Genomic DNA, 26,579 nt, shown 5'->3' on the forward strand with positions numbered 1-26,579 from the left:
TGTATTAGGCACGCCGCCAGCGTTCGTCCTGAGCCAGGATCAAACTCTCCATTAAAGACCAACCGAAGTTGGTATATAGAAAGAGCGATATGCTCATTTTGAAACTGACGAGATAAAATATCTCTTTTACACTCCAATTTCATACAACCTTACGGTATGTGCCGAAATCTTTGTGGTTGATTTTGCGAACAAAATCATTTACTCACTCGTTGTTCAGTTTTCAAAGATCAAACATTTCTTTTTTTCACCTCAGGGTTTCTTTCATCCCCTTAGCAACTTTTATAGTATATCATGTATCTCTCAGTTGTGTCAACACTTTTTTTCAAAAGTGTTTTTCGCTCTACTTGATAACACTTGAAGCGACAAGAAATAATATATCATACTTTTATTATATTACGCAACTGTTTTTTCAAAAAAACTTACTTAAGTAACAATACACTCGATATATAGCTCTCTTTGAAGCATTAAGTTAATGATTTCCCCGTCTACCTGCACCAGCGGACGAGTCGGATGGTCTCGATCGGCAAATATAATTTCCCCTGTACGGTTATCATTGAGACGCACCTTGGTTCCATTATTGAATTGAGTGAGCTTTTGAATGAAAACCTGTACAACACCCGGGTCCAGCTTACCAAATGATTCTGATTTGATTTGCTCCAGTACCAGATATGGGGATTGTGCTGGTCGGTAGGTCTTCTCCAATGTCATGGCGTGGAATACATCAGCCACTCCAACAATTTTAGCGTAAATATGGATTTGCTCCCCTTTGAGTCGCAACGGATATCCTGTACCATCCACTTTCTCATGATGCTGAAGAGCTGCCAAACGCACGCCTTCATTAATGGCCTTCACATTTTTGAGCAACTGGTAGCCTAATGACGTGTGCTGACGAATTTCTTCCTGCTCCTCCCACGTTAATTTAGAGGGCTTGTACAGGATGGCCGGGTCCATTTTAGCATTACCAATATCATGGAGCAATCCGGCAAAAGCAACCTGCATCCAGTCCTTTTGGGGCAAGCCAATCCATTGGGCAATAGAATACGAAGTCAGAGAAGTTAGTACCGCATTGTGAAAAATATAATCAACTTCAATCATGGCACGCGGAGTAGACGTCATTACATTATAGCGCTGGATGTATACCAGTAAGGCTTCCAACTGTCCCCGCAACTCATATATGGATAGATTAGATACGAGTACCGATTGGAATGCATTTTTCACGAGCATCACCATTTTGTCGTACTCTTCCTGGAATAAAACGGACTCATCCCGCTCCTCTAACGAAGGGGATTGCGATTCAGGCGCTCCAACTCGAACAGTAGCATGATCTCCACCAGCTTTTGCCGAACCATCAGGCCCCACTTCTACTTGCTGGATCAGGAACGCTTGTAAAATCTCCAAATCACGCGGTAGCAGAATACGGCCCTTCGGAAGTAGCAAGCTGCCCATTTCAGTAAATACGTCGCTTTGCAATCTAAGTCCTGCTTTTAATTCGGATACGGGTACTGTTGTCATGGTCAACCTCTCTGTTCTCGTAACAGCAGCTCTAGCTACCAGTTTTTATTATGTCATTATATTACTTGAACCTGTTCCTGTACATTCATTTTATATGATTTGCATCATACTTGCTGTATTCATCTGTCAGCAATAGAAAAAGACTCCCTGACCCAATGGCCAAGGAGTCTTCCCCGTCATTTTAAAACCAATACCACTGTTATTTTGGTGGATTGTTATTCGTCTTCAGAAGGCTCCGAACCGTTACCTTCTACATTTTCTACATCCGTGCCAAGAGCTGAATCAACTGGTGAATAAGATTCACCCTCACCGACTTCTTGGTTAGCATCCTGCTCCTCGAGCAGTTCATCAAGCAATTCATCCTGCTCCTCATTCTTGTTTGCCCGACAAACAGTAGCAACTGAATCATCTTCGCGGATGTTGATCAACCTTACCCCTTGTGTATTCCGACCCATCGTGGAAATTTCCTCCATGCTGGTCCGAATCAAGGTTCCGCTGGCTGTAATGATCATTAGATCCTCTTCGGTTTTTACAACCTTGAGGCCGACAACCGGGCCATTTTTATCTGTGACGTTAATCGTCTTGATCCCCTTACCTCCACGGCCTTGGATACGGTAATCCACTACAGGAGTACGTTTGCCATAGCCTTTGGCCGTTACGATCAGGATATCCAGGCTGGTATCAACAATATCCATGCCTATTACAGCATCACTCTTATCAAGAGTAATACCTTTAACCCCGGTAGCACTACGGCCCATGGAGCGTACATCGCTCTCAGGAAAGCGAATCGACATGCCTTGCGCCGTACCGATGATCATTTCTTGCTGTCCATCGGTCAGCTTCACTTCGATCAGGGCATCATCTTCACGCAAGTTGATAGCGATCAGGCCACCCTTGCGGATATTAGCATAGTTATCAAGCGGTGTTTTCTTGATAATCCCTTGCTGAGTAGCAAAGAACAGATAGCTGTCCTCTACAAATTCCTCAATTGGAATGACCGCATTGATCGACTCGCCCTGCTCAATCTGAATCAGGTTAATGATCGGTGTCCCACGGGCTGTCCGGCTTAGATCAGGAATCTCGTAAGCCTTAATCCGATATACCTTACCCTTGTCGGTGAAGAATAACAAATGATGATGTGAATTCGTAATGAATAGATGCTCTACGAAATCCTCATTCTTGGTGTCCATCCCCACTACACCACGACCGCCGCGTTTTTGACTACGATAAGTAGTCACGGGAAGACGTTTAATATATCCGGTATGGGTTACAGTAATGATAACATCCTCACGCGGAATAAGATCCTCATCCAGAATGCTCTCTTCACCCACTGTGATTTCAGTACGGCGCTCATCTGCAAAACGTCCTCTCAGCTCATTAAGCTCATCGCTGATAATGCTGAGTACCAGATGCTCGTTGGCCAAAATTTCACGGTATTCCGCAATTTTTTGCAGCAACTCATTATATTCGTTCTCAATCTTCTCACGCTCCAAGCCGGTCAGGCGTTGCAGACGCATATCAAGAATCGCCTGAGCCTGTTCCAGAGACAGCGAGAAGCGCTCAATTAATCCTTCGCGTGCCGCTTCGGCAGTTTGTGAGGAACGAATCAGTGAAATAACCTCATCCAGATGGTCGAGGGCAATACGCAAGCCTTCCAGAATATGTGCTCTGGCCTCAGCCTTTTTCAGATCAAATTCTGTCCGACGACGAATAACTTCAACCTGATGCTTGAGATAATGATACAGAACATCTTTGAGGTTCAGAATCTTCGGCTCGTTATTTACAATCGCGAGCATATTGATGCCGAAAGTGGACTGCATTGCCGTATGCTTGAACAAATTGTTCAGAACAACGTTCGGGTTCACATCCCTGCGCAACTCGATAACGACACGCATACCCGTACGGTCCGATTCATCCCGCAGATCGGTAATGCCTTCAATACGCTTCTCGCGTACTAATTCAGCAATCTTTTCGACCAGACGAGCCTTATTGACTTGGTAAGGCAACTCATGCACGATAATCCGTGCTTTATTGCCAATTTCTTCTATGGTAGTCTTGGCACGCATGGTCACAGATCCGCGACCAGTCTGGTACGCCTGACGAATGCCCGACCGCCCTAAGATATAACCTGCTGTCGGGAAATCCGGCCCTTGAATATAATCCATCAGTTCCATTGGCGTAATGTCAGGGTTTTCGATTAGTGCTTGTACACCATCGATAACCTCTCCCAAGTTATGGGGAGGAATATTGGTTGCCATTCCGACTGCAATCCCGCCGACACCGTTCACCAGCAGATTAGGATAACGTGCAGGCAACACGACTGGCTCGCTCTCTTCACCATCGTAGTTTGGCATGAAATCAACGGTCTCTTTGTTCAAATCACGCAGCATTTCCATTGCAATCTTCGATAATCGTGCTTCGGTGTAACGCATCGCAGCCGCCATATCTCCATCAACGGAACCGAAATTACCGTGTCCGTCCACCAGCATATAACGCAAGGAAAAATCTTGCGCCATCCGAACCATCGTATCGTATACGGCCGTATCACCATGTGGGTGATATTTACCGATAACTTCACCGACGATTCTTGCTGATTTTTTGTAAGGCTTGTCTGGCGACATGCCCAGCTCGGACATCGCGTACAAAATACGACGGTGTACCGGCTTCAGTCCGTCCCGCACATCAGGCAAGGCACGGCTGACAATAATACTCATGGCATAATCCATAAAGGATTCGCGCATTTCCACTCCGATATCCCTATTGATGATTTGCGAGCTATTTTGATCCGCCATGCTGGTCCTCCTTCTCGTCCTTCATTCATTGCTCTCTATGTGAAAAGCCTAACAAGATACTGCCTATATACTCCGCTCTGTAAGCAGGATTTTGGCTGAAATCCTCATCTGTATAATTATATTACTTTCACAAAAAGAGCACAATTAAACGCATCTGTCCGCTTTACAGCGTAAATCTCTCAGAGATTGCCCTTCTGTGAGCAGCAGAATGACCCACGCATCTTACGGCTCACAGGTCCTGATCATGACAAATTCCCCCGAATTGGGGATTAGCCCCCACCCTGAAGGCCTTTTCCACATACAATACGTATACGGTCAGGGTTAACTGAGTACAATTCCGAAAAAACGCCGTATTTCTCTATTATATCATTGTTTTACGCACTTGTCCTTTAGTTTCCCTTGTTTTGTTCAAGCGTCGTGAATTCCATGAACGTGACTTACATTTCCAAAAGAAAGGGATGAGAATACTTGTCAATTCAACGAGTATCCAGTAAGTGGACCAAAACAAATATCATTCTCCCCAATCCGTTGTTGTCCGCTTATATACCGGAAACACGTTTGTATGCCATGGAACATTTGAATGAAATGCTGGCAGTGTACGGAACCGTCTATATTAAGCCGGATAACGGTACTTATGGGAAAGGGGTTATGCGTGCAGAGAGACTCACTGAACCGCTTCCGCCAACTGAAGAGGGGATCATCGGGGAGAGAACGTGGTATATCCTTCGTTATGAGGTAGAGACCCACACCTTCGAAAATCTGGAAGACCTGCATAGGGCAGTTTCTCACCGCATACGGAAGCGTCCTTATCTAATTCAACGAGGAATCCCTCTTCTTCATCATGATGGGTGTCCCTTTGATTTACGGGTATTAACACAGATGAACTTGAGAAAGCAATGGGAGACGACGCTCATCATAGGACGCGTAGCTGCTCCTGACAAAGTCGTCACTAATCACCACAGCGGGGGCACAGTGCGCTTTTTCAATGAACTGGTAGCTCCATATCTGGATGTAAAGGAAGCCGTACGGCTGGAGCAAAAATTATCGAAAATGGGCGAGCGGGTAGCTTGGCAACTGCAAAAAAGATATCCCCGTTTGAGGGAAATTGGTTTGGATATAGGTCTGGATCAGCAAGTCTATCCGTGGATTTTGGAGGTAAATACAAGACCAGCGATTAAAGTGTTCTCTTCCCTGCCTAACAAAAGCCTGTATCATAAAATATTCAGATATGCTGTAGGCTACGGCCGTTACACAGCATCCACGGGTAAGCCTGCAAGCGCTAAGAAAAAGGCGTAAGTGTTTGATATTAAATATTCAAATTCTCCGCGACGGGTTAATGACAAGAAAAGGGACGCTCATCTGAGCGCCCCTTGGTGAATTCTTTCAAATTAAAAATCAAGATTTTTCACGTACTTGGCGTGCTCCTGAATAAAGTCGCGACGCGGTTCAACATTATCGCCCATCAGGGTATCAAACAGCGTATCAGCCAGCATGGCATCACTGATGGTAACTTGAAGCATTGTACGGCTCTCAGGGTCCATAGTCGTTTCCCACAACTGGGTCGCGTTCATTTCACCCAAACCTTTATAACGCTGTACGTTGTACTTCGCATTTTCTCCGAATTCGCTGATGATAGCATCACGTTCCGCTTCAGAGTTTGCATAACGTACGACCTTATTGCGCTCTACCTTAAACAGCGGCGGCTGAGCAATATAGATATAGCCGGCGTCAATAATTTTACGCAAGTACCGATAGAAAAATGTTAGCAACAGCGTCCGAATATGGGCTCCGTCGACGTCCGCATCGGTCATGATAATGACCTTGTGATAACGAGCTTTAGCAATATCGAAATCGTCGCCAATCCCCGTCCCCATAGCCGTTACCATTGACCGAATTTCATCACTGGACAAAATACGATCCAAACGTGCCTTCTCGACGTTCAGAATTTTACCGCGAATCGGCAAAATAGCCTGAAAGTGACGATCACGACCTTGCTTGGCCGATCCGCCCGCTGAATCGCCTTCGACGATGTACAGTTCGCTAATCGACGCATCCTTGGAAGAACAGTCTGCCAGCTTACCTGGGAGGGAACTGATTTCCAGCGCACTTTTACGGCGAGTCAGCTCACGCGCTTTACGTGCAGCCTCACGAGCACGGGCTGCTTGTAATGATTTATCAACAACGCGGCGGGAGACAGACGGATTTTCCTCAAGAAATTCCTGAAGTTTCTCTGCGAACAGGGATTCGACAATCCCGCGTACCTCGCTGTTACCAAGCTTGGTTTTGGTCTGACCTTCAAACTGTGGCTCCGGGATTTTGACAGAAATAATGGCTGTCAGTCCTTCACGCACATCGTCACCCGTCAAGTTGGCGGTGTTGTCCTTGATAAAGCCATTTTTACGCGCATAATCGTTAATAATCCGTGTCAATGCGCTCTTGAAGCCGGATTCATGCGTTCCACCTTCGTGGGTGTTGATGTTGTTGGCGAAAGAATAAATATTTTCGGTATAGCTGTCGTTATATTGCAGCGCAACTTCGACTTGAATCATATCGCGCGAGCCTTCGACATAAATCGGCTGCTCATGTAGCGCTTCTCTTTTCTGATTCAAAAATTGCACGTATTCACTAATTCCGCCCTCGTAGTGGAACGTATCACTGGTGCCAGTCCGTTCATCGGTCAAACTAATCGCAATTCCTTTGTTCAGGAAGGCCAGTTCGCGAATCCGCGTTTGGAGCGTATCATAGTCATATATGGTCGTTTCTGTAAAAATTTGATCGTCCGGGTAGAACGTCGTTTGGGTACCGGTTTCGTCCGTGTCGCCAATGACTCTGACATCATACTGCGGAACACCGCGGTGGTATTCCTGCTCGTACAGATGTCCATCCCGTTTGACATGAACGATCATTTTGCTGGAGAGGGCGTTTACTACGGATACACCAACACCGTGCAGACCGCCGGATACCTTGTACCCTCCGCCTCCGAATTTACCACCTGCGTGAAGTACAGTCATAACTACTTCCAGCGCAGATTTTTTCATTTTGGCGTGTTCGCTTACCGGAATACCACGTCCGTTATCTGTAACGGTAACGCTGTTATCTTCGTGAACGACAACTTGAATGCTGTCACAATAACCTGCCAGCGCTTCGTCAATGCTGTTGTCCACAACTTCCCAGACCAGATGATGGAGCCCTTTGGCACTGGTGGAGCCGATATACATCCCGGGACGTTTCCGAACCGCCTCCAGGCCCTCCAGGACCTGAATCTCACCCGCATCATAAGACGGTTGATTCATAGACATGCCTTTCACCTACTTCTATAGATTCTATGGTTAAGCATTGGCAACAAACTGGTTTGCCCGCTTTTTGAGAGTTGTTGAGGAGATGGGGGAATAATACACCGTATTTTGAGTCACCACGATGGACTTGGCTTCCTCTTCACCAATCATCTCGACATGCTTTTGCTGTTGGGCGTGGTTCACGTACTGCTTGGAGATTTTAGAGGATTTTTTAATCGAGATATCGAAAATAGCCACAAGCTCTGACGAGCGGATGATTTTTTCTCCACCCAGATGAATATACATAGCAGTCACTCACTCCTTAGTGTTCCACATGCCCGTCGTGGACGTGATAAATGCTGGCATCCTTGAGTCGTTCTGCATTCAAGGTCTCAATGCCGGTTGCCGTGATAAAGGTTTGTACCTTGCTCTGGAAGGTCTCGATCAGTTGGGTCTGACGGTAAGGATCCAGTTCGGATAGAACATCATCCAGAAGCAGGACAGGATATTCACCAATTTCCTCATGGATTAATTCAATTTCAGCCAGCTTCAAGGACAGGGCCGTCGTCCGCTGCTGCCCCTGAGAGCCATACGTATGCACTTCCCTGCCGTTAATGGCAAAGGCCAAATCATCACGATGGGGCCCCGCCAAAGTCATACCACGGCGGATTTCCTGTTCCCTCATTTGGGATAACTTTATCATAAATCGCTCCAATAAGACAGCTTCATCTTCTTCCTCCGGCTCACTGAAGGAGGGAACATAAGTTAATTTTAACTCTTCAGTACCTCCCGCGATCCCTTCATGAATGGCCTGAGCCCACTTTTGCAGCTTTGTTATAAATTGTTTCCGCTTTTTAACAATTTTAACACCGTGCTCAACAAGTTGCTCATTCCATACCTCCAGCATGAGCTGTACGGAAGCCATATCTTTGCCCCAAGCTTGCTTGAGCAGGTTGTTACGCTGGACCAGCACTTTCTGGTATTGCTGCAAATGGTACAGATATCCCGGTGCAACCTGTCCAATTTCCATGTCAAGAAACCGGCGGCGTACCCCCGGTGTTCCTTTGACGATTTCCAAATCCTCAGGTGCAAACATAACGACATTCAGCGAACCAATAAAATCGCTCAGCTTTCGCTGCTCCAGCCCGTTGATCTTCGCTTTTTTACCTTGTGTGGATAACGACAGATCCAGCCTGATTTTTCCGTATTTTTTATCCACATCCGCAGCCAGATGAGTGGAGGTAGCCCCGAAAGAGATTAACTCCTTGTCGCGCGACGTCCGGTGGCTTTTGGTCAAAGCCAGGACAAAAATCGCCTCTACCAGGTTCGTTTTGCCCTGCGCATTTTGTCCGATCAGCAAATTAACGGGCCCAAATTCATTCAGCTCCAGCTGTTCATAGTTCCGGTATTGCTGCAAAACAATATTGTTCACAAACACATAGGGTCCCCCTTGTTACTCCGCACCTAAAAGGAGTCCTTGCCAACCAGGCGATCATGCTCCTGCTGTGATCTCGAAACTTCCGTTGTCCTCTACTTCTACGATATCGCCCGGGTACAGTTTTCTTCCGCGTCGTTCTTCCTGCTCACCGTTGACACGAACTTGTCCCTCCTGCAACAGAGCTTTGGCCATTCCCCCTGTAGGAACACAATCGGCTAATTTTAAAAATTGATCCAGCTTGATGTATTCGGTCTGTATAGATATCTGTTTCAAGGCTTGTTCATCCTTTCGCTTGCTCTTAATGAGTGACGCTAGACGTTAGTTGGTGGTGCGATATGGCAGGATGATGTACAGCGCATTGCTGGAGTCCGCCGGTTTTAAAATGATCGGGCTCATAATGCCGGTAAAAGCAATCGTCAGCTGCTCGCTGTCAATCACTTTCAGCACATCAAGCATATATTTCGAGTTGAACGAGATTTTGAGCGGCTCTCCCTCAAATTTGGAGACTGTGACTTCCTCACGCACTTTACCCAGCTCGGAGGAACTGGAGGAAATCTCCAGGCCACCGTTTTCCAGCGACTGCATTTTTACAATATTCGTTTTTTCCTCACGAGACAGCAAATAAGCACGGTCGATGGATTCGCTCAAACTTTTTGTATCCACAATCAGTTCTGTTTTGTAGGAGGTTGGAATAATTCTAGAAGTATCCGGATACGTTCCGTCCAAAATGCGGGAATAAAACAGAACCCGGTCAATTTTGAATAGTACCTGGTTGTCTGCTACGACGATATCCACAAGCATATTTTGATCCGGAATAATTTTGCTCAGTTCGTTCAACGTTTTACCTGCAATGACAACATTGCTGAAGCGCAAGCCTTCGGACGTTTCCAAACGGGCGCTGCGGGTGGCGAGGCGGTGGCGGTCCGTTGCTACAAATTTTAATTCGCCCTCAGCCAAATTCCACAATACCCCTGTCAAAATAGGTGTCGTTTCGTGAGTGGAAATGGAGAAAACGGTCTGTTTGATCATGTTTTTGAGCAAATCACCTGGTACAGAGATAACCTGATTTTCTTCAATGCTTGGAAGCACCGGGAATTCCTCAGGGTCCAGACCCACAATCTGAATTTCGGTTGCACCGGATGAGATGAAGGTTTGGAAATGGTCTTTTACCTCCATGCGGATCTCCTGAGACGGCAGCTTCTTGATAATTTCGACAAAGAACTTGGCTGGCAGTACAACACTTCCCGGTTGTTCGACCTGAACGACGGTTTGGTCACCATCCTCCATCGGAATAAAGGATTGAATGGAGATGTCAGTATCGCTGGCAGTCAACGTTACTCCCTGATGATTCACATCCAGCTTAATACCGCTCAAAATCGGAATCGTGGTCCGGCTTGATATGGCCTTGGATACATGTTGTATAGCCTCGTTCAATACGTTTTTCAAAATGCTGATCTTCATAAGTTCCTCCTACGGGTTTTAATCCTTCAAGCACGCGTTGACGCGGGCCTTATTTAGGTGATGTATATCTTTAAAATCTATTAGTAATAGTAATAGGCGCACTGAATATGTGGATAAGTCGGTGTAAGCCTAATAAAATCAAGCCTATCCACATGTGTATAAGTTGTGTATAGGCTCTGAACTTGTTCAGGTTGGATTTTTGATTTTTTCGATTAGGCTGTTGATAACTTTGAACAGCTCCTGATCCACTTGAATGGCTTTGGAGATTTTTTCGTGCGCATGAATGACAGTTGTGTGGTCGCGTCCGCCAAAGGCTTCTCCGATTTTCGGCAAGGAATAGTCGGTTAGCTCGCGGGACAGGTACATAGCGATCTGCCGTGGAAAAGCAACAGCCTTCGTCCGCTTGCGTGCTTTGAAATCCTCCAGGCGCAGATTGTAAAATTCCCCGACTTGGTGCTGTATATCCTGAATGGTAATCATTTTGGGACGACTGGAAGGAATAATGTCCTTTAACGCCTCGGCCGCGAGATGACTTGTCACATCCTGATTGGTCAGGGAGGAATAGGCGACAACGCGAATCAGTGCCCCTTCCAGCTCTCGGATGTTCGTATCAATCTGGTTAGCGATATACATCATGGCTTCATTGGGAATATCCAGGTTTTCCGCTCTTGCCTTTTTCCGAAGAATTGCGATTCGCGTTTCCAGATCCGGCGGCTGAATATCCGTAATCAATCCCCACTCAAAGCGGGAACGCAGCCGTTCCTCCAGCGTTGGAATCTCTTTAGGCGGACGATCGCTTGAGATAATAATTTGTTTGCGTTCCTCATGAAGTGCATTGAACGTGTGAAAAAATTCCTCCTGCGTCGACTCCTTGCCTGCAATAAACTGAATATCATCAATGAGCAAAATATCAATATTGCGATATTTGTTCCGGAAACTTTCCCCGCGGTTGTCCCGAATAGCATTAATAAATTCGTTAGTAAACTTCTCCGACGACAAATACACGACCTTACTGGCCGGGTTGTGTTCCAAAATATAATGGCCGATGGCGTGCATCAGATGCGTTTTGCCCAGGCCTACGCCGCCGTACAGAAACAGCGGGTTGTAAGCTTTGGCCGGCGCCTCGGCGACGGCCAGCGATGCTGCATGGGCAAAACGGTTCCCCGATCCGATGACGAACGTATCGAACGTATATTTGGGATTCAGCATATGGGACACGGCTTCTTCATGTACGACCGGCTGCTGCTGAGGTTGTTGCTGAAGGTCGAACTCAGCTGGCTTGTTCTCTTCAATGACGAACTTGACCTCCAGCTGCTTGCCCAGAATTTCATAAACCGTTGCCCCGACTAGCTTGGTATAGCGGCTTTCAAGCCATTCCACGGCAAAAGTTGTTGGTGCGGAAATCACAATGGAGTGGTCATTCAGTTTCGCTGCCTTGGTAGCCTTAAACCAAGTGTCGTAACTCGGCTTACTCAGCTTGGTTTGTATGATGGATAGAATTTGCTGCCATAGTTCAGAGGTATGGCTGTCCACAGACGTCACTCCTTTTAAATCCTGACATTTTGCCGTTTAAGCTGCAGAGAGCTGCTCCCGGCGCTTCGGCAAAACGCCTAAAATCCCAAAAATGTTGTTGAAGGCCATAAAAAGACATACCGCCGCCTGAATCATGCGGCAGTGTGGTGAGAGAACGCAGCACAAAATGGTCCTGAAAAATAGCTAATGGAAAAATCCGCTGCTGATCGGCAGAAGAAGGCGATATTTCTCAGGAGGGAATGTGCGGCACGATCCGTTCTCTTGATCCCGCAGGCCAAAACGGGACTTCAATATGTCGAAATCAAATGAAAAATGTAGAATATATCCCCAGAATCCCGAATCCGCACAAAAATAAAAAGATGGATAAATTGAACTTGTTCACAACTTTATCCACAGGGTGTTGATAATATGGAGGGTAAAACAACATATTCACATTCAAAAGTAATATCATCATAGCAAAAGAAGCCTTGTATTTCAATGACTCGTGGTTATTTATCCACAAATTCAATCTGTTGTGTACAATTTTTATTCACAACACAAGATATTGTTTATAATTTGTTCAGTTTTCGACAATAACTCTTTTTCGTCTCAAAATGTTATGCACAGGTTATGACCATTTAAATCACAATTCAGCTCTTTTTGTGGATCTGTGCATAACAGTCGTTGCCTTTTGGTCACAGAGGTCGTTTTTTTCTGTTGAAAATTTCCGGTAACGTTTCCGACAATATTTTTAATGATCCGATTACGGTGCTTGGAAATATGCCGATCACAAAATAAAAGACGGTGTAAAGAAATTAGGAAGGAAGAACGAACCGTAAGGAACAGGAGTGGTGGAAGGAACGCAAAATGTAGACAAGCTGATATTGAAGGAGGAAGGTCGAAGAAAATTCACGATAAAAAAGAGCAAAAGAGCGTGGAATAAGTGAACTGGATGAAAGAGCAAAATCCCTGGGCGTAAAAAAAGAGGGAGAGGATTGCATGATTTGGGGGAGGGGATTAAGCTGTACATTGACTTTGGCCGCTATTTATGGTTAAATGTACAAAGGTGTTTTTTGTGGAGATTGCTATGTTAGGTATATTCCATATAAAACGTATTCCTTGTAAGGAGGTGCAGTACAATGAGACCGACTTTCAGACCGAATGTCAGCAAACGTAAAAAAGTCCACGGCTTCCGTAAAAGAATGAGCACAAAGAATGGCCGTAAAGTTTTGGCAGCTCGTCGCCAAAAAGGCAGAAAAGTATTGAGTGCGTAATGCGTGCATAAAGACCACTACGGTGGTCTTTTTTTTCATAATGAAGGTATTCATGGGCCGGATCGCTTTCCCTACGTCTGTAGAAATGCAATGAAAAAAGAGGGAGAAGCACCGCGTCCTGCTCTATATTAGATGAAGCTTTTGAAAATGAATGTAAAATAAGCGAGATTACCATGGCGGAATGTTGTCCATACTTCTTACTACATAAGAGGTAAGGATTGGCTTGCCGGCATGTGTAAAAGAGATGAGCAAGGAGAAGCGCCGTGCAAAAAAAATTGCGTCTACGAAACCAGGCGGACTTTGGGCGCGTATACCGCCATGGCAAATCTTTTGCCAACCATCAGTTTGTGGTGTACTGGTTCCGCCGCAGAGAGGTAGAGCAGTTCCGCGTTGGAATTTCGGCCAGCAAGAAGATCGGCAACGCCGTAGTCCGTAACCGGATGCGCAGAATTGTCAAGGAAATTGTGCGTCATCATGAGCATGAATTGGTGGAGCAAATTGATCTGATTTTTATCGTCCGCAAGGGAGCGGTTACAATGTCGTATCAGGAGCTGGAGAAAAGCGTGCTGCACGTTCTGCGCAAAGCCTCGCTGCTCAAGTCTTCACGTCGATAGTCAGTATCTTTGTCCTACAGGATATGGTATGATTTACGTTGGAATGGATTGGTTAAGAAAGGGGTTATGAAGTGTCGCGTTTGAAGACTCAACGGGGGAAATGGTTCCTCCTGATTGCCTTATTGGCACTTGTTGCTGTGCTGTCGGGATGTGCCCAGACGGCCCACAATTCTTACACGACGGCAGACTTGGCCAATGGATCAGTTTGGCAAAGATATGTCGTTTACTGGTTTTCGTATGCGCTGGATACATTTGCCCAATGGTTCTCTGGAGAGTATGGCCTGGCCGTACTGGTTCTGGTGATTATCGTGCGAACCATTATTTTGCCGCTTACACTCAAGCAAGTACGCAGTTCTAAAGCTATGCAGGCCATTCAGCCGCAATTAAAAGAAATTCAAGCGAAATACAAGGATACGCCTGAGAAAGTCCAGCAAGAGACGATGAGGCTGTTCCAGGAAAACAAGGTCAACCCGATGGCGGGCTGTCTTCCTTTGGTTGTTCAGATGCCTATTTTTATCGCGCTCTATAATGCCATTTACTATAACTCGGCATTGCGGGATCATGATTTCTTGTGGCTCCAGTTAGGTAAACCGGATCACCTCTTTATCCTGCCAATTCTGGCAGCAATCACAACATTCATCCAAACTTGGATGATGATGAAAATGAATCCGACTCCGCAGCAGGGACCCATGCAATTTTTGCTGTACGTCTATCCGGTGTTGATTCTGTTCATGTCGTATAACTTCCCATCTGCTTTGCCGTTATACTGGTTCTACAGTAATATTTACACGATTATTCAAAACTATTTCCTTTATCGGAATAAGGATAAAGAAGTTGCGCTGGCAAATGTGAAAACAGCCAGTCTTACGAAAACAGGTTCCCCCAATAGCAATAACAAGAGAAAAGGTGGCAGAAACTCGAAGGGGGCAAAAAAGTCGAGATGACCAAAGTCGTGACTTCAGGAAAAACCGTTGAAGATGCTGTAAAACAAGGACTCTCCCAGTTGGGAGTAAGCCGTGAACGGGTAACCGTAAACGTGTTGGAACAGCCGTCAAAAGGATTCCTGGGGTGGCTGGGGGTCAAAAAGGCGAAGGTAGAGCTTACGCTGCTATCTGATCCGTCTCCCGAAACCACACACGCGGCTGAACATCATGTATCGGCTCAAGCGCCTGCCGTGGGACAGACTGTTGTTCCGGAAATGGAATCTGTTATCCAGGAAGTACGTACGAGTAAGGAAGCCTCCACGGAACATGCAGACCCTTATAAAGAAGCTGTACGTTTTATCCACGAAACAGCAGCCGGAATGGGACTGGATGTGGAAGTGGATGTCCGTCACCGCAAGGATGAAAGCATACTGGATATATCCGGTCCGTCGCTCGGCATGCTGATCGGCCGCCGGGGACAGACGCTGGATGCATTGCAGTACCTGACGAATATCGTTGCCAACCGTCATTCTGACAAATTCATCCGGATTGTGCTGGATGCCGAGCAATTTCGCGCACGTCGGCAAAAAACATTGGAAGATTTGGCAGATCGGCTGGCCAACCAGGCTATTCGTTACGGCAAGGAAGTAGTGCTGGAGCCAATGCCGTCACAGGAGCGGAAGCTGATTCACGCCAAGCTTCAACAGCATGCGCTGGTTAGAACATACAGCAAGGGGGACGAGCCGAATCGGCGCGTCGTCATTGCCAAAAAATAATCCGACGCAATGGCTCTCTGCAATGTGCAGAAGCCATTGTTTTTTATATTTCTTGCTGAAACGGTTGCCGTCCTTGATTAAGGACGGCAATGCCGTTTCTACTTGATAGGAGGTAGAAATCATATGCTGAGCGATACCATAGCTGCCATTGCAACTGCTGTTGGCGAAGGGGGGATTGCGGTTGTACGGGTCAGCGGCCCGGAAGCCGTCACGGAAGTGGAAGCTTTGTTTCGGAGCAAAACGCCTCTAAGCAAGGCTCCATCTCACACGGTACACTATGGACATATTATAGATCCTCAAAGCCATGAAAAGGTGGAGGAAGTTCTAGTTACGGTTATGCGAGCGCCACGCTCTTTTACAACAGAAGATGTCGTAGAAATCAGTACCCATGGCGGGGTTGTAGCCGTCAAACGGGTGATGGATTTACTATTGCTGCAAAATATACGTTTGGCCGAACCGGGCGAATTCACGAAGCGTGCTTTTCTGAATGGTCGTATTGATCTGAGTCAGGCGGAGGGAGTCATTGACCTGATTCGCTCGAAGTCGGATAAAGCTTTTTCAGTAGCTTTGAAGCAAGTAGATGGACAACTGTCACAGAATATCCGCCGTTTGCGTCATGTTCTGGTAGAGACACTGGCTCATATTGAAGTGAACATTGATTATCCTGAGCATGATGTGGAATCTTTTACTTCTGAACTGATCAAGGATAAGAGTAGTCAGGTCATGGCGGAAATTGATCGACTGCTGCATACAGCGGAGCAGGGGAAAATTTTACGTGAGGGCCTGACCACAGCGATTGTCGGAAGACCGAATGTGGGGAAATCCTCGCTGCTGAATACACTGGCTCAGGGCGAACGGGCGATTGTGACCGATATTCCGGGCACGACCCGTGATGTTATTGAGGAATATGTGACGATTAACAGCATTCCTCTGAAGCTGCTGGATACGGCTGGCATTCGGGAAACGATGGATGTCGTGGAACGGATCGGGGTAGAGCGTTCGAGAACAGCGGTCAGTGAAGCAGATCTGCTGCTCATCGTGATTAACGCCAACGAACCGCTGCATGAGGATGAAATGGCATTAATGGAACAAATCCGCGGTAGACAAGCGATTGTCATTATGAATAAAATGGACTTACCGGCCCAAATAGACCGGGATTTGCTGCTGCGTTATGTTCCCGAAGAGCTTATCGTACCGATGTCTGTAAAGGAAAATGAGGGAGCAGATCGGCTGGAGCAGGCCATATCGCAGTTATTCTTTAGTGGTAAGCTGGAATCTGCCGACATGACATATGTCAGCAATGTACGGCATATTGCTTTGTTGAAGAAGGCTCGCCAATCGTTGGTAGATGCCTATGAAGCTGCTGATCAATTCGTTCCGATTGACATGATTCAGATTGATGTACGGCTGGCGTGGGAGCATTTGGGCGAGATTGTGGGCGATACGGCGCATGATGCGTTAATCGATCAAATATTTTCACAATTCTGTCTGGGCAAATAGGACATTCGAGTATGGCTGGTATAAGCCCTGCTATCGTTATAGATATACAAGAGCATATTCGGTATCAAGACCGAAATGCATAAGGAGGTAAGAGAGGTATGGGATATCAAGGAGGCGACTATGACGTAATTGTCGTAGGCGCAGGCCATGCGGGTGTAGAATCCGCCTTGGCAGCAGCCCGGATGGGTTGCCGTACGTTGATGATTACGATTAACCTGGATATGGTCGCGTTCATGCCCTGCAACCCGTCTATTGGCGGTCCTGCAAAGGGTCATGTGGTACGTGAAATTGATGCTTTGGGCGGCGAAATGGGCCGGAACATCGACAAGACGTTTATCCAAATGCGGATGCTGAATACAGGTAAAGGGCCTGCCGTTCACGCATTGCGCGCACAGGCTGACAAGTTCTCTTATCAGCATGCGATGAAGGAAACGATGGAAAAGGAACCGAATCTGACCTTGCGCCAGGGAATGGTGGAAGAGCTGATTATTGAAGACGGTCATTGCGTGGGTGTTATCACGAAGACCGGCACAGAGTACCGCAGCAAAGCGGTTGTCCTGACTACAGGCACTTATTTACGTGGTAAAATCATTATGGGTGAGCTGATGTATGAAAGTGGCCCGAACAATCAACAGCCTTCGTTGAGACTGTCTGAGCATTTGCGCGAGCTGGGTTTTGATCTGGTTCGCTTTAAAACGGGTACGCCGCCGCGCGTGCATAAGGACACAATTGATTTTAGCAAAACCGAAATTCAGCCGGGGGACGATCAACCGAAGTTTTTCTCGTATGAAACGAAGTCTTCGGATAATGAGCAGCTTCCTTGCTGGCTGACCTATACTTCAGTGGAAACTCATCAGATTATTAATGATAATTTGCATCGTGCACCGATGTTCTCCGGACTGATTGAAGGAACGGGACCGCGCTATTGCCCATCTATTGAAGATAAAGTGGTACGTTTTAGTGATAAGCCGAAGCACCAAATCTTTTTGGAGCCTGAGGGTAAAAACACATCTGAATACTATGTTCAAGGCTTGTCGACCAGCTTGCCTGAGGATGTGCAATTAGCTGTGCTGCGCTCGATTCCGGGGATGGAAAAGGTAGAAATGATGCGTAACGGCTATGCTATTGAGTATGATGCCATGGTGCCTACGCAATTGTGGCCAACGTTGGAAACGAAAAGAGTACCAGGCCTGTTCACGGCGGGTCAAATTAACGGCACTTCCGGTTATGAAGAAGCTGCGGGCCAAGGGATTATGGCAGGCATTAACGCGGCTCGTAAGGTGCAGGGCAAAGAACCTGTCGTGCTGGACCGCTCCCAAGGCTATATCGGGGTTCTGATCGACGATCTGGTGACCAAGGGTACGAATGAGCCTTACCGTTTGCTAACCTCTCGTGCAGAATACCGTCTGTTGTTGCGTCATGATAATGCGGATCTGCGATTGACTCCAATCGGGCATGATATCGGCCTGATTACAAATGAACGGTATGAGCGCTTTTTGGATAAGAAGCAAAAGGTAGAGCAAGAGATTGAGCGTTTGCGCTTGGCAAAAGTGCGTCCGGTTGATGTAAACGAGATGCTGGAGCAAGGTGGATCTGCACCGATACAGGACGGCAGTAATTTGTTAACCGTGCTGCGTCGACCAGAGATCAGCTATGCGCAAGTGGCACAAATTTCACCTTCGGCTGTAGCTCTGACTGAGGAAGAACAGGAGCAGGTGGAGATCCAGATTAAGTATGCGGGCTACATTGAGAAACAACTGATGCATGTAGAACGCCTGCAAAAGATGGAGAAGAAGAAACTTCCAGAGGATATCGTATACGATGAGGTTCAGGGTTTGGCGATTGAAGCCAAGCAGAAGCTTACGAAAATTCGTCCGATGTCGATTGGTCAGGCATCCCGTATTTCAGGTGTGACTCCTGCGGATATTTCCATTTTGCTCGTTTATCTGGAGCATTATAACCGTGTAACGGCAGCAAGGGGATCATAATGGACGCGATACAACAGCAATTTAAGCAGCGACTGGCAGAGCATAGCATTGTGATTAATGACAGTCAGCTAGAGCAGTTCGAAACGTATTACCGTGTGCTGGTTGAGTGGAATGAAAAGATGAACCTGACGGGCATTACAGAGCGTGATGCGGTGTACACCAAGCATTTTTACGATTCTCTTTCGCTGGCCTTTTATGTTCCGTTAAATGATGTGGAAAGCTTGGCGGATATCGGATCGGGAGCGGGGTTCCCAGGTATTCCTTTGAAAATATGCTTTCCGCAGATTCAGTTGACCATTGTGGATTCGTTGAACAAACGCATACAATTTTTGGCGCATGTGGTAGAGCAGCTAGGATTGGAAGACGTGGAGCTGGTCCATAGCAGGGCAGAGGAATTGGGTCGTAAAACGGGATACCGCGACAGCTACGATCTGGTCACCGCCAGAGCCGTTGCCCGCCTTGCGGTACTGAATGAGTTTTGTTTACCTTTTGTCCGTGAAGGGGGTCACTTTGCTGCGATGAAGGGCAGTGATCCGACGGAAGAAATCAAGGAAGCTTCCTATAGCTTGAAAGAGCTTAAAGGAAAGATTAAGCATATTCAGGCTTTTCAGTTACCTGTGGAGGATGCAGCCAGGCATATGATTATTATTGAAAAAAGAGCAGCTACACCACGGAAATATCCGCGTAAGCCGGGTACGCCTTTAAAAACACCGTTAGTGTAACCAATTGAAAGAAAGTGAATGTTTCACGTGAAACATTCACTTTTTTTATGACTTGCAATGCTCTTAACATAAATAACGTATAGATGCAGAAGGTCTTTATTTACGGCGTAGAGAAACATGGATAAATAGGCATCTGATTGGGTGTACAATTTATTCTCTGATCCTTCGGAAAAGCTGGTAGAGACGATAGGATTATGGCTGGAAAAGTGATAGAATAGAGATAATCGTTTTTGATGTAAGTTGACTGCTTCCCGTACCGTTCAATTCAGATATACATAAGGGGGAGCGGGACAACAATGCCAGGGAGAATACGTGGAGTGTACCCGGTTACGGCGCTGTCTCATATAAAAGGGTCTACGATCCGCGTAAGGAACTGTTTTTCACGAAGCGCTGTTAGTATGGTGCTATTATGAAATTAGGTGGTATTATACGGAATGAAAGAACAATTTTCCAAGCTATTTGGTTTGACGGAGCGATCTACTGGGGACGAAATAAAACAAATTCCAGTTCGGGATATTGTCAGCAGTCCTTATCAGCCCCGCACCATATTTGACGACGAGAAGATTGATGAGCTATGCCAGACCATCAAGACGCATGGTGTAATTCAGCCGATTGTCGTTCGTTTCCGTAATGGACAATACGAAATTATAGCAGGGGAACGTCGATGGAGGGCTGTCACCAGGCTGGGGATGGATACCATTCCAGCCATTGTTCGTGAGTTTAATGATTCACAAGCTGCTTCTATCGCGTTGATTGAGAATCTTCAAAGGGAAGGGCTAACATCGATTGAAGAGGCTGTAGCTTATCAGAAGCTGATTGATCTGCATCAGCTCACCCAGGAAAGTCTCGCTCAGCGACTTGGCAAAAGCCAATCCACTATTGCTAATAAGATACGACTGCTTCACCTGCCAGAGAGAGTGAAAAATGCTCTAATGGAACGGAAAGTGTCCGAGCGTCATGCCCGTGCGTTATTGTCATTAGAGACTGAAGAGCTACAGTATAAGGTTCTGGATGAAGTCATCGCCAAGGAACTCAATGTGAAGCAGACAGAGGCGAGAGTCGCCTTTTATAAACAAGTGTCCACGATGAAGAAATCCAAGCGGATTTCCTTTACCAAGGATGTCCGGCTTGCGCTGAATACGATTCGTCAATCCATTGATATGGTGTCTGGCTCCGGCTTGGATATCAAGACCAAGGAATCCGATCATGAGGATCACTATGAGATTGTCATTCAAATTCCCAAACGTAAGTAAGGGATGAAGCGTACAGGCGGCAGCAATTGCCGCTTTTTCTGTCTAACGCCAATTAAAACCGCAGCATACTCGTATTCTATTGATAAAATTGCCGTTATCCGTAAGCTAATAATGGAGAATCGTCTTAATAAAGGATTTTGCAATAAAGAAATATGGCAGGATTCCGATTAAAGTATGAGGTGAATGAAGTGTCAAAAATAATAGCCGTAGCCAATCAAAAGGGCGGAGTAGGCAAAACAACTACTTCCGTGAATTTGGGCGCCGGACTTGCTTCCCTCGGCAAAAGGGTATTGCTCGTGGATATCGACCCGCAAGGTAATACAACGAGCGGTGTGGGTATCAATAAGGCGGATGTGGCAAATTGCATTTATGATGTACTCATTAATGAGGTTGATCCTAGCGAAGCGATTGTCAGTACACAGATTGAGGGTCTGGATATTATTCCGGCCACCATTCAACTGGCAGGAGCGGAAATCGAGCTGGTGCCGACCATTTCTCGTGAACTTCGATTAAAAAGATCGCTCCAGCTCGTCAAGCATAAGTACGATTATATATTGATTGATTGCCCTCCATCGTTAGGGATTTTGACACTTAATTCTTTAACGGCCTCTGATTCGGTCATTATCCCCATTCAATGTGAATATTACGCATTGGAAGGTTTAAGTCAGCTACTGAATACTGTGCGATTGGTGCAAAAGCATTTGAATACCTCACTGCAAATTGAAGGCGTGCTGCTGACGATGTTTGATGCCCGTACCAACTTGGGTATTCAGGTGATTGAAGAAGTGAAAAAGTATTTTCAAAGCAAGGTTTATCAGACGATTATTCCACGCAATGTGAGACTCAGTGAAGCACCGTCACATGGCCAGTCCATTATTACGTATGATCCCCGCTCCCGTGGGGCAGAGGTATATATTGAGTTGGCAAAGGAAGTGGCATCTTATGAGTAAACGGTTGGGAAAAGGGCTGGATGCACTCATTCCCTCCCTTACGGTCAATGATGAGGACAAGGTTGTTGACATTCCGCTTAGTCAGTTGCGTGCAAATCCGTACCAGCCTCGCAAAACGTTTGATGAAGAGTCCATTAAGGAATTAGCCGAATCCATTCGTCAGCACGGTGTTATTCAACCTATTATTGCGCGTAGTGTATTAAGAGGCTATGAAATTATTGCAGGTGAAAGAAGATTCCGGGCTTCCCAATATTGTGGGAATTCGACGATACCTGTGGTTGTTCGCAATTTTACGGATCAGCAGGTAATGGAGATTGCCCTGATTGAGAATTTGCAGCGCGAAAATCTGAATGCGATGGAAATAGCAGTTGCCTATCAGGGATTAATGGATCAGTTCTCGTTAACTCAAGAGGAATTGTCCTTGAAAGTGGGCAAGTCGCGCTCTCATATTGCGAATTTCCTTCGTTTGCTTGCATTGCCGGAGGAAGTTAAGGATCATGTTTCACGTGGAACATTATCTATGGGACATGCCAGAGCGATTGTTGGGCTCAAAGATCCGGACATGGTGAAGCAACTGGCGACACAATGCATTGAGCAGCAGTGGAGTGTTCGGGAGCTGGAAGAAGCCGTACAGCAGTTGGACCATAAGCCTGGTGAAGCGAAGGCTAAGCCCAAGGTGAGAAAAAAGGACCCTTTTATTGATCATATGGAGGAGTCCTTGCGTGAACGTTTTAAAACAACTGTGAAAATTAAGCATAACAAGGATAAAGGTAAAATCGAATTGAATTATTACAGCCAGCAGGATTTGGAAAGATTACTGGAGCTACTGCAGTAGTCTGTATGAAATAGGACATGTCTCCTTGGTCGAAACGGGAAGTGAGATATGTCTTTGCTTTGTCTGGATGTGCAGGAATCAGAGTAGTCTGGATGGATTAACTAATAGCCTTCTGTTATTTGTTTCGCTGTCCTCAAACGTATAAAATAAGAGGTATGCAATGACATGATTTTTGAGATAGAGGAGTAGAAGCAAGCATATGGCTGAATTGAACGGACTAATCATGGAACAGCTTGCCGGAATCGTTGCAGGAATTGTGCTGATTTTGCTCATCCTGTTGATTGTTATCATTGTGCAGGGTGCAAAGTTGAAGAAGATGCGGCGAAAGTATGAAACCATGATGGCAGGCAGCGGTGTTGAGAATTTGGAAACGCTGCTGATTGATTTGAAGGTGCAAATGGATACGATTGAGGATGAGCAGGAAGCCCATCGTGCAAGTATGAAATCTTTACGCAGTAAACTGACAGGCCTGAAAGGACATATAGGCATCAAACGCTATAATGCCTTTGGCGAGCGAGGAAGCGATCTAAGCTTCTCCATGGCTATTGTAGATGACAATCAGGACGGTATCGTATTAACCGGTATTTATAACCGGGATGGTTCTTATGTGTATGCCAAGCCCCTGGAAGCGGGGCAGTCATCCTATTCCTTATCTCCTGAAGAGAAAGAAGCCATTACTCTTGCGCAGCAAGCAGGACGGAACGGTAATGCCACTCCTTAATCGCGGAGTATAAGCTGCCAGCAATGATATCTGATAATTTCATTACCAGATTTAGTCTTGTATTTTGCAACACAAAGTATTCCATAAAGCCGCCGACGTTAACGATTCCTGTCAAATGGATATCGCCGACCGGCGGTAATTCTTTATTTACCCCCGCGCCAGGCTTCAAAGGCCCGTCCGCAACCTGAATGCATCCAACGCTGGAGGTTTGTCCAAGACATGCGTCTATGCCGATGATAAAGGGCTGGTCGTACCGGGTGTGTATGCCGTCCAGTGTTGTTTGCAGATTCATAGCATGTACAGGCTCTTCCAATGTCCCGTAAAGGTGAAAGAGCGGGCTTTTATAGCAAGACAAATGAGTACCTACGAGCGGGCCGAGACAATCTCCAGTAGAACGGTCGGTGCCGATGCAAATAATAACGATATTTTGCAGACTGGGCGCCTGGTGCAAATGGAACAGCAAACGATGGATGATGGCTGATTGGATCCCGGGGTCGGTGTGTGATATTTTTAAGCTAAGGGGTTCTTGCCCCGGAATGAAGTCAGATGGATGAGTCATGGAATCTTCCTTTCGCTCTGTAATGGAGTGTGCAGGTTGCGCTCGCTTTATATAGACTGTTAGCTGTTGGTATCGCATTGATCAGAGATGAAAACCAGCAGTATAACTGCCTTAGAGAATAACAATTAGCCTGCGGGTAACATTTATTCTCAAGATAGTAGCTAGTATATGGATAAGTTTGGGCTTTTATACTCGGGGGAAGTAGATTATTCATAGCAACATGAATGAAGGCAGTAGATGGGCTTATGTAGTAGAAAATAGAATTTGGGAAACCAGAAGAGCAGGTCCCTTGTGTAAGGAGGAGCAACAGAATGACCTTAATGCGTTGGTTGGAGAACGATACAGGAACGGCTGCTGTTGTGAAGGATGCGATACACTGGAAGGATGTTATATGGGGATGGCTTACAGATAGTGCGATGTGGTCAACCTTGTTGTTTGTGGTTTTGAAGATCGCTATTATTTTCATCATTACACGTATCTTTATTCGGGTTATTAATAAAATTATAGATAAGTCGATGCAGCAAAAGGGAGAGAACGGCAGATTTCGATTGAATACCCGGCGGTTAACTACCGTTGGGGAACTGCTGAAAAATGTAACCAATATCGTATTCAATTTTATTCTGATTATGCTGGTATTGTCTCAAATGGGCATTAATCTCGGACCTCTGATTGCCGGAGCCGGAGTGCTTGGATTGGCCGTTGGTTTTGGGGCGCAGAGCTTGGTCAAGGATGTGATTACCGGATTCTTTATCATTTTCGAGGATCAATTTGCCGTAGGAGACGTTATTCAGACAGGAACCTACAAAGGTACAGTAGAAGTGATTGGGCTGCGTACAACCAGGCTGGTGAGCTGGAAAGGGGAAGTTTACATTTTACCTAACGGCTCGATTACGGCGGTTACGAACTTTTCCATGTCCAATTCGTTGGCGGTGGTAGATGTACCGATGAAGGCCGAGCGTACTCTGGAGGAAGCCGTTGGCTTGGTAAAACAAGCGATCCATGGGATTGAGGAGTCCAATGTGCAGGTGCTGAATATACCGGATGTTCTGGGAGTTCAGTCCATGACGACATCTGAGTATATTGTGCGTGTTGTGGCGGAGTGTATGCCGAATACAGGGGCTGCGGTAGAACGTGATATTCAGAATAACATCAAGAAGGCACTAGAGGATGAGGAACATCGTCAGAGCGCGCTGGAGACGGCGGTAACCCTTGAGAAGGAAGACGAGCAAGAAAGAAAAGGGGGAGAGAAGGGTGGAGCGTAAGTCGTTTGAACTGGGGGACATTGTGCAGATGAAGAAGCCCCATCCCTGCGGAACGAATGAAATGGAAATTATCCGTATGGGTATGGATATTCGGATCAAATGTGTCGGTTGCCAGCACAGTGTGCTGATTCCGCGTGCCAAGTTCGAAAAGAATATGAAGAAGGTGCTGCGTTCAAAGGCAAGCGCTGGCGGGCAAAATTCAGAAACGAATTGAGCCGGGGTAACTGAGGGATTTTGGGTAACAATGAACTTGCATCATGGGCACAATGATGATATAATAATCCTTGCTGCGGAAAGGTACCCAAGAGGTCTAAGGGGGCTGACTCGAAATCAGTTAGGCGTCGCAAGGCGTGCGTGGGTTCGACTCCCACTCTTTCCGCCACTATAATAAGTCGCGCTGTATCAATGTTTTCAGTACGATATGTGGATCGAAAGCTATACGATTTTACACGAAAATTGAGCTAGATGATTCCGATATACCTAAATGATTCCGTTAACCTCTTACGCTAACCACGCGTAGGAGGTTTTTTAGTATGGATAAAAGAGCCGGAAGAAAGACGATTACTCAACGGGACCCGGTCGTAGTAAAATGGACGCCCTCATACACACTGGAGGAGGCGCTTGATTTCGTTGTTAAAGTGAAACGCGCTAATAACTTAAAGGAACGGACGATCGACGGTTACATACAGAATATGGGCTATTTCAATGAATGGGTCGCAGAAAGGTACGGAGATATTTCGATTGATGGTGTAACGGCCGCAATGCTGCGCGAGTACGTGTTGTGGTGCGCTAATGACAAGGAGTTCTACGCGGGCCATCCGTTTAAGGCGGACTACGATAAGGAGCGTAAGGGGCTTTCTCCGGCGTCTGTGAACGTGCGTATACGCGTGCTGAAGACGTTCTTTAATGTGTTATACGATGAGGACGTTATAAACCGTAATCCGGTTGCAAACTTGTCTCTAATGCGCCAGGACGTCGATACAGTTATGCCGTTAACAGAAGACGAACTAAGGCGCTTTATGAAGGCTCCCGATCAACAACAATGGGCGCAATGGCGTGACTATATAAGCTTCTTCGCTAAAGTGAATGTTAGATGTCTGTTTAATAGAGAAAGTGTCCATACTGTCTAGTAATAAATAGGAAGAGGACGGGATGGAACATGTGGACCCCATTAAGCAAAAAGGATAATCTAATGAATGATGTGTTCAAGTT

General features: G+C 46.2%; 24 protein-coding genes and 1 tRNA gene. 16 read left to right on the top strand and 9 right to left on the bottom strand.

Going from position 1 to position 26,579, the window contains the following annotated elements:
• Nucleotides 1-423: 423 nt before the first annotated feature.
• Together E0698_RS24490 and gyrA are read right to left on the bottom strand one after the other, a co-directional pair.
• The gene (locus tag E0698_RS24490) at nucleotides 424-1,512 is read right to left on the bottom strand and encodes an HD-GYP domain-containing protein (protein ID WP_192513209.1); all 1,089 of its coding nucleotides are present in this window, start codon (nucleotides 1,510-1,512) and stop codon (nucleotides 424-426) included.
• A 215-nt stretch (nucleotides 1,513-1,727) separates the two neighbouring features.
• Nucleotides 1,728-4,304, bottom strand: coding sequence for a DNA gyrase subunit A (gyrA, locus tag E0698_RS24495; RefSeq protein ID WP_192513210.1), 2,577 nt, complete (start codon nucleotides 4,302-4,304; stop codon nucleotides 1,728-1,730).
• A 468-nt stretch (nucleotides 4,305-4,772) separates the two neighbouring features.
• Between gyrA and E0698_RS24500 the strand changes: the two genes are divergently transcribed.
• Complete coding sequence (locus E0698_RS24500) at nucleotides 4,773-5,600, top strand: YheC/YheD family protein (RefSeq protein ID WP_192513211.1); 828 nt, start codon at nucleotides 4,773-4,775, stop codon at nucleotides 5,598-5,600.
• A 92-nt stretch (nucleotides 5,601-5,692) separates the two neighbouring features.
• On the opposite strand, the gene gyrB is transcribed toward E0698_RS24500, so the two are convergent.
• The 6 genes from gyrB to dnaA form a co-directional block, all read right to left on the bottom strand.
• Nucleotides 5,693-7,603: a DNA topoisomerase (ATP-hydrolyzing) subunit B gene (gyrB, locus tag E0698_RS24505; RefSeq protein ID WP_134911757.1), complete on the bottom strand. Its 1,911-nt coding sequence runs from the start codon at nucleotides 7,601-7,603 to the stop codon at nucleotides 5,693-5,695.
• Nucleotides 7,604-7,633: 30 nt separating this feature from the next.
• Complete coding sequence (remB, locus tag E0698_RS24510) at nucleotides 7,634-7,885, bottom strand: extracellular matrix regulator RemB (protein WP_025683679.1); 252 nt, start codon at nucleotides 7,883-7,885, stop codon at nucleotides 7,634-7,636.
• 16 nt (nucleotides 7,886-7,901) lie between these two features.
• Entirely contained in the window at nucleotides 7,902-9,017 is a 1,116-nt protein-coding gene (gene recF, locus E0698_RS24515) for a DNA replication/repair protein RecF (RefSeq protein ID WP_025683680.1), read from the bottom strand.
• A gap of 54 nt (nucleotides 9,018-9,071) precedes the next feature.
• Nucleotides 9,072-9,290, bottom strand: a complete 219-nt coding sequence (gene yaaA / locus E0698_RS24520) for a S4 domain-containing protein YaaA (protein ID WP_134911759.1) — start codon at nucleotides 9,288-9,290, stop codon at nucleotides 9,072-9,074.
• Nucleotides 9,291-9,335: 45 nt separating this feature from the next.
• Nucleotides 9,336-10,478 (bottom strand): DNA polymerase III subunit beta, encoded by a 1,143-nt coding sequence (dnaN, locus tag E0698_RS24525; protein ID WP_025683682.1) that lies wholly within the window; start codon nucleotides 10,476-10,478, stop codon nucleotides 9,336-9,338.
• A 186-nt stretch (nucleotides 10,479-10,664) separates the two neighbouring features.
• Complete coding sequence (dnaA, locus tag E0698_RS24530) at nucleotides 10,665-12,011, bottom strand: chromosomal replication initiator protein DnaA (protein WP_134911760.1); 1,347 nt, start codon at nucleotides 12,009-12,011, stop codon at nucleotides 10,665-10,667.
• Between the two features lie 1,118 nt (nucleotides 12,012-13,129).
• Between dnaA and rpmH the strand changes: the two genes are divergently transcribed.
• From rpmH to E0698_RS24585, 11 genes are all read left to right on the top strand, one after another.
• Complete coding sequence (rpmH, locus tag E0698_RS24535) at nucleotides 13,130-13,264, top strand: 50S ribosomal protein L34 (protein ID WP_007433250.1); 135 nt, start codon at nucleotides 13,130-13,132, stop codon at nucleotides 13,262-13,264.
• A gap of 263 nt (nucleotides 13,265-13,527) precedes the next feature.
• Nucleotides 13,528-13,878, top strand: a complete 351-nt coding sequence (gene rnpA / locus E0698_RS24540) for a ribonuclease P protein component (protein WP_192513212.1) — start codon at nucleotides 13,528-13,530, stop codon at nucleotides 13,876-13,878.
• 71 nt (nucleotides 13,879-13,949) lie between these two features.
• Complete coding sequence (locus tag E0698_RS24545; RefSeq protein WP_192513213.1) at nucleotides 13,950-14,822, top strand: membrane protein insertase YidC; 873 nt, start codon at nucleotides 13,950-13,952, stop codon at nucleotides 14,820-14,822.
• The gene (jag, locus tag E0698_RS24550) at nucleotides 14,819-15,577 is read left to right on the top strand and encodes an RNA-binding cell elongation regulator Jag/EloR (protein ID WP_192513214.1); all 759 of its coding nucleotides are present in this window, start codon (nucleotides 14,819-14,821) and stop codon (nucleotides 15,575-15,577) included. The genes E0698_RS24545 and jag overlap by 4 nt, the downstream gene beginning before the upstream one ends.
• A gap of 123 nt (nucleotides 15,578-15,700) precedes the next feature.
• Complete coding sequence (gene mnmE / locus E0698_RS24555) at nucleotides 15,701-17,077, top strand: tRNA uridine-5-carboxymethylaminomethyl(34) synthesis GTPase MnmE (RefSeq protein ID WP_149096137.1); 1,377 nt, start codon at nucleotides 15,701-15,703, stop codon at nucleotides 17,075-17,077.
• A gap of 98 nt (nucleotides 17,078-17,175) precedes the next feature.
• A complete protein-coding gene (mnmG, locus tag E0698_RS24560) occupies nucleotides 17,176-19,065 on the top strand; it encodes a tRNA uridine-5-carboxymethylaminomethyl(34) synthesis enzyme MnmG (protein ID WP_192513215.1) in 1,890 nt (629 codons plus the stop codon).
• Nucleotides 19,065-19,787 carry a 16S rRNA (guanine(527)-N(7))-methyltransferase RsmG gene (rsmG, locus tag E0698_RS24565; protein ID WP_134911765.1) on the top strand — a complete coding sequence of 241 codons (723 nt, stop codon included), beginning with the start codon at nucleotides 19,065-19,067 and terminating at the stop codon, nucleotides 19,785-19,787. The genes mnmG and rsmG overlap by 1 nt, the downstream gene beginning before the upstream one ends.
• A 434-nt stretch (nucleotides 19,788-20,221) precedes the next feature.
• Nucleotides 20,222-21,040 carry a nucleoid occlusion protein gene (gene noc / locus E0698_RS24570; RefSeq protein WP_134911766.1) on the top strand — a complete coding sequence of 273 codons (819 nt, stop codon included), beginning with the start codon at nucleotides 20,222-20,224 and terminating at the stop codon, nucleotides 21,038-21,040.
• Nucleotides 21,041-21,228: 188 nt separating this feature from the next.
• Nucleotides 21,229-21,990 carry a ParA family protein gene (locus E0698_RS24575; RefSeq protein ID WP_025683689.1) on the top strand — a complete coding sequence of 254 codons (762 nt, stop codon included), beginning with the start codon at nucleotides 21,229-21,231 and terminating at the stop codon, nucleotides 21,988-21,990.
• Entirely contained in the window at nucleotides 21,983-22,825 is an 843-nt protein-coding gene (locus tag E0698_RS24580; protein ID WP_044648683.1) for a ParB/RepB/Spo0J family partition protein, read from the top strand. Before E0698_RS24575 ends, E0698_RS24580 begins: the two co-directional genes overlap by 8 nt.
• Nucleotides 22,826-23,024: 199 nt before the next feature.
• Nucleotides 23,025-23,546, top strand: a complete 522-nt coding sequence (locus E0698_RS24585) for a DUF4446 family protein (protein ID WP_134911767.1) — start codon at nucleotides 23,025-23,027, stop codon at nucleotides 23,544-23,546.
• On the opposite strand, the gene yyaC is transcribed toward E0698_RS24585, so the two are convergent.
• The gene (gene yyaC, locus E0698_RS24590) at nucleotides 23,500-24,105 is read right to left on the bottom strand and encodes a spore protease YyaC (protein ID WP_192513216.1); all 606 of its coding nucleotides are present in this window, start codon (nucleotides 24,103-24,105) and stop codon (nucleotides 23,500-23,502) included. The two genes, E0698_RS24585 and yyaC, sit on opposite strands and share 47 nt — an antisense overlap.
• Nucleotides 24,106-24,416: 311 nt before the next feature.
• On the opposite strand from yyaC, the gene E0698_RS24595 reads away from it, so the two are divergent.
• From E0698_RS24595 to E0698_RS24610, 4 genes are all read left to right on the top strand, one after another.
• On the top strand, nucleotides 24,417-25,367 hold the full coding sequence (locus tag E0698_RS24595; RefSeq protein WP_192513217.1) for a mechanosensitive ion channel family protein: 951 nt from the start codon (nucleotides 24,417-24,419) through the stop codon (nucleotides 25,365-25,367).
• The gene (locus E0698_RS24600; RefSeq protein ID WP_134911770.1) at nucleotides 25,357-25,581 is read left to right on the top strand and encodes a DUF951 domain-containing protein; all 225 of its coding nucleotides are present in this window, start codon (nucleotides 25,357-25,359) and stop codon (nucleotides 25,579-25,581) included. The genes E0698_RS24595 and E0698_RS24600 overlap by 11 nt, the downstream gene beginning before the upstream one ends.
• Nucleotides 25,582-25,658: 77 nt before the next feature.
• Nucleotides 25,659-25,749, top strand: a tRNA-Ser gene (locus tag E0698_RS24605).
• Nucleotides 25,750-25,900: 151 nt separating this feature from the next.
• Nucleotides 25,901-26,497: a tyrosine-type recombinase/integrase gene (locus E0698_RS24610; RefSeq protein WP_192513218.1), complete on the top strand. Its 597-nt coding sequence runs from the start codon at nucleotides 25,901-25,903 to the stop codon at nucleotides 26,495-26,497.
• Nucleotides 26,498-26,579 lie beyond the last annotated feature (82 nt).

Origin of the sequence: Paenibacillus sp. 23TSA30-6 (assembly GCF_014858585.1) — a bacterium.
Classification (GTDB): domain Bacteria; phylum Bacillota; class Bacilli; order Paenibacillales; family Paenibacillaceae; genus Paenibacillus.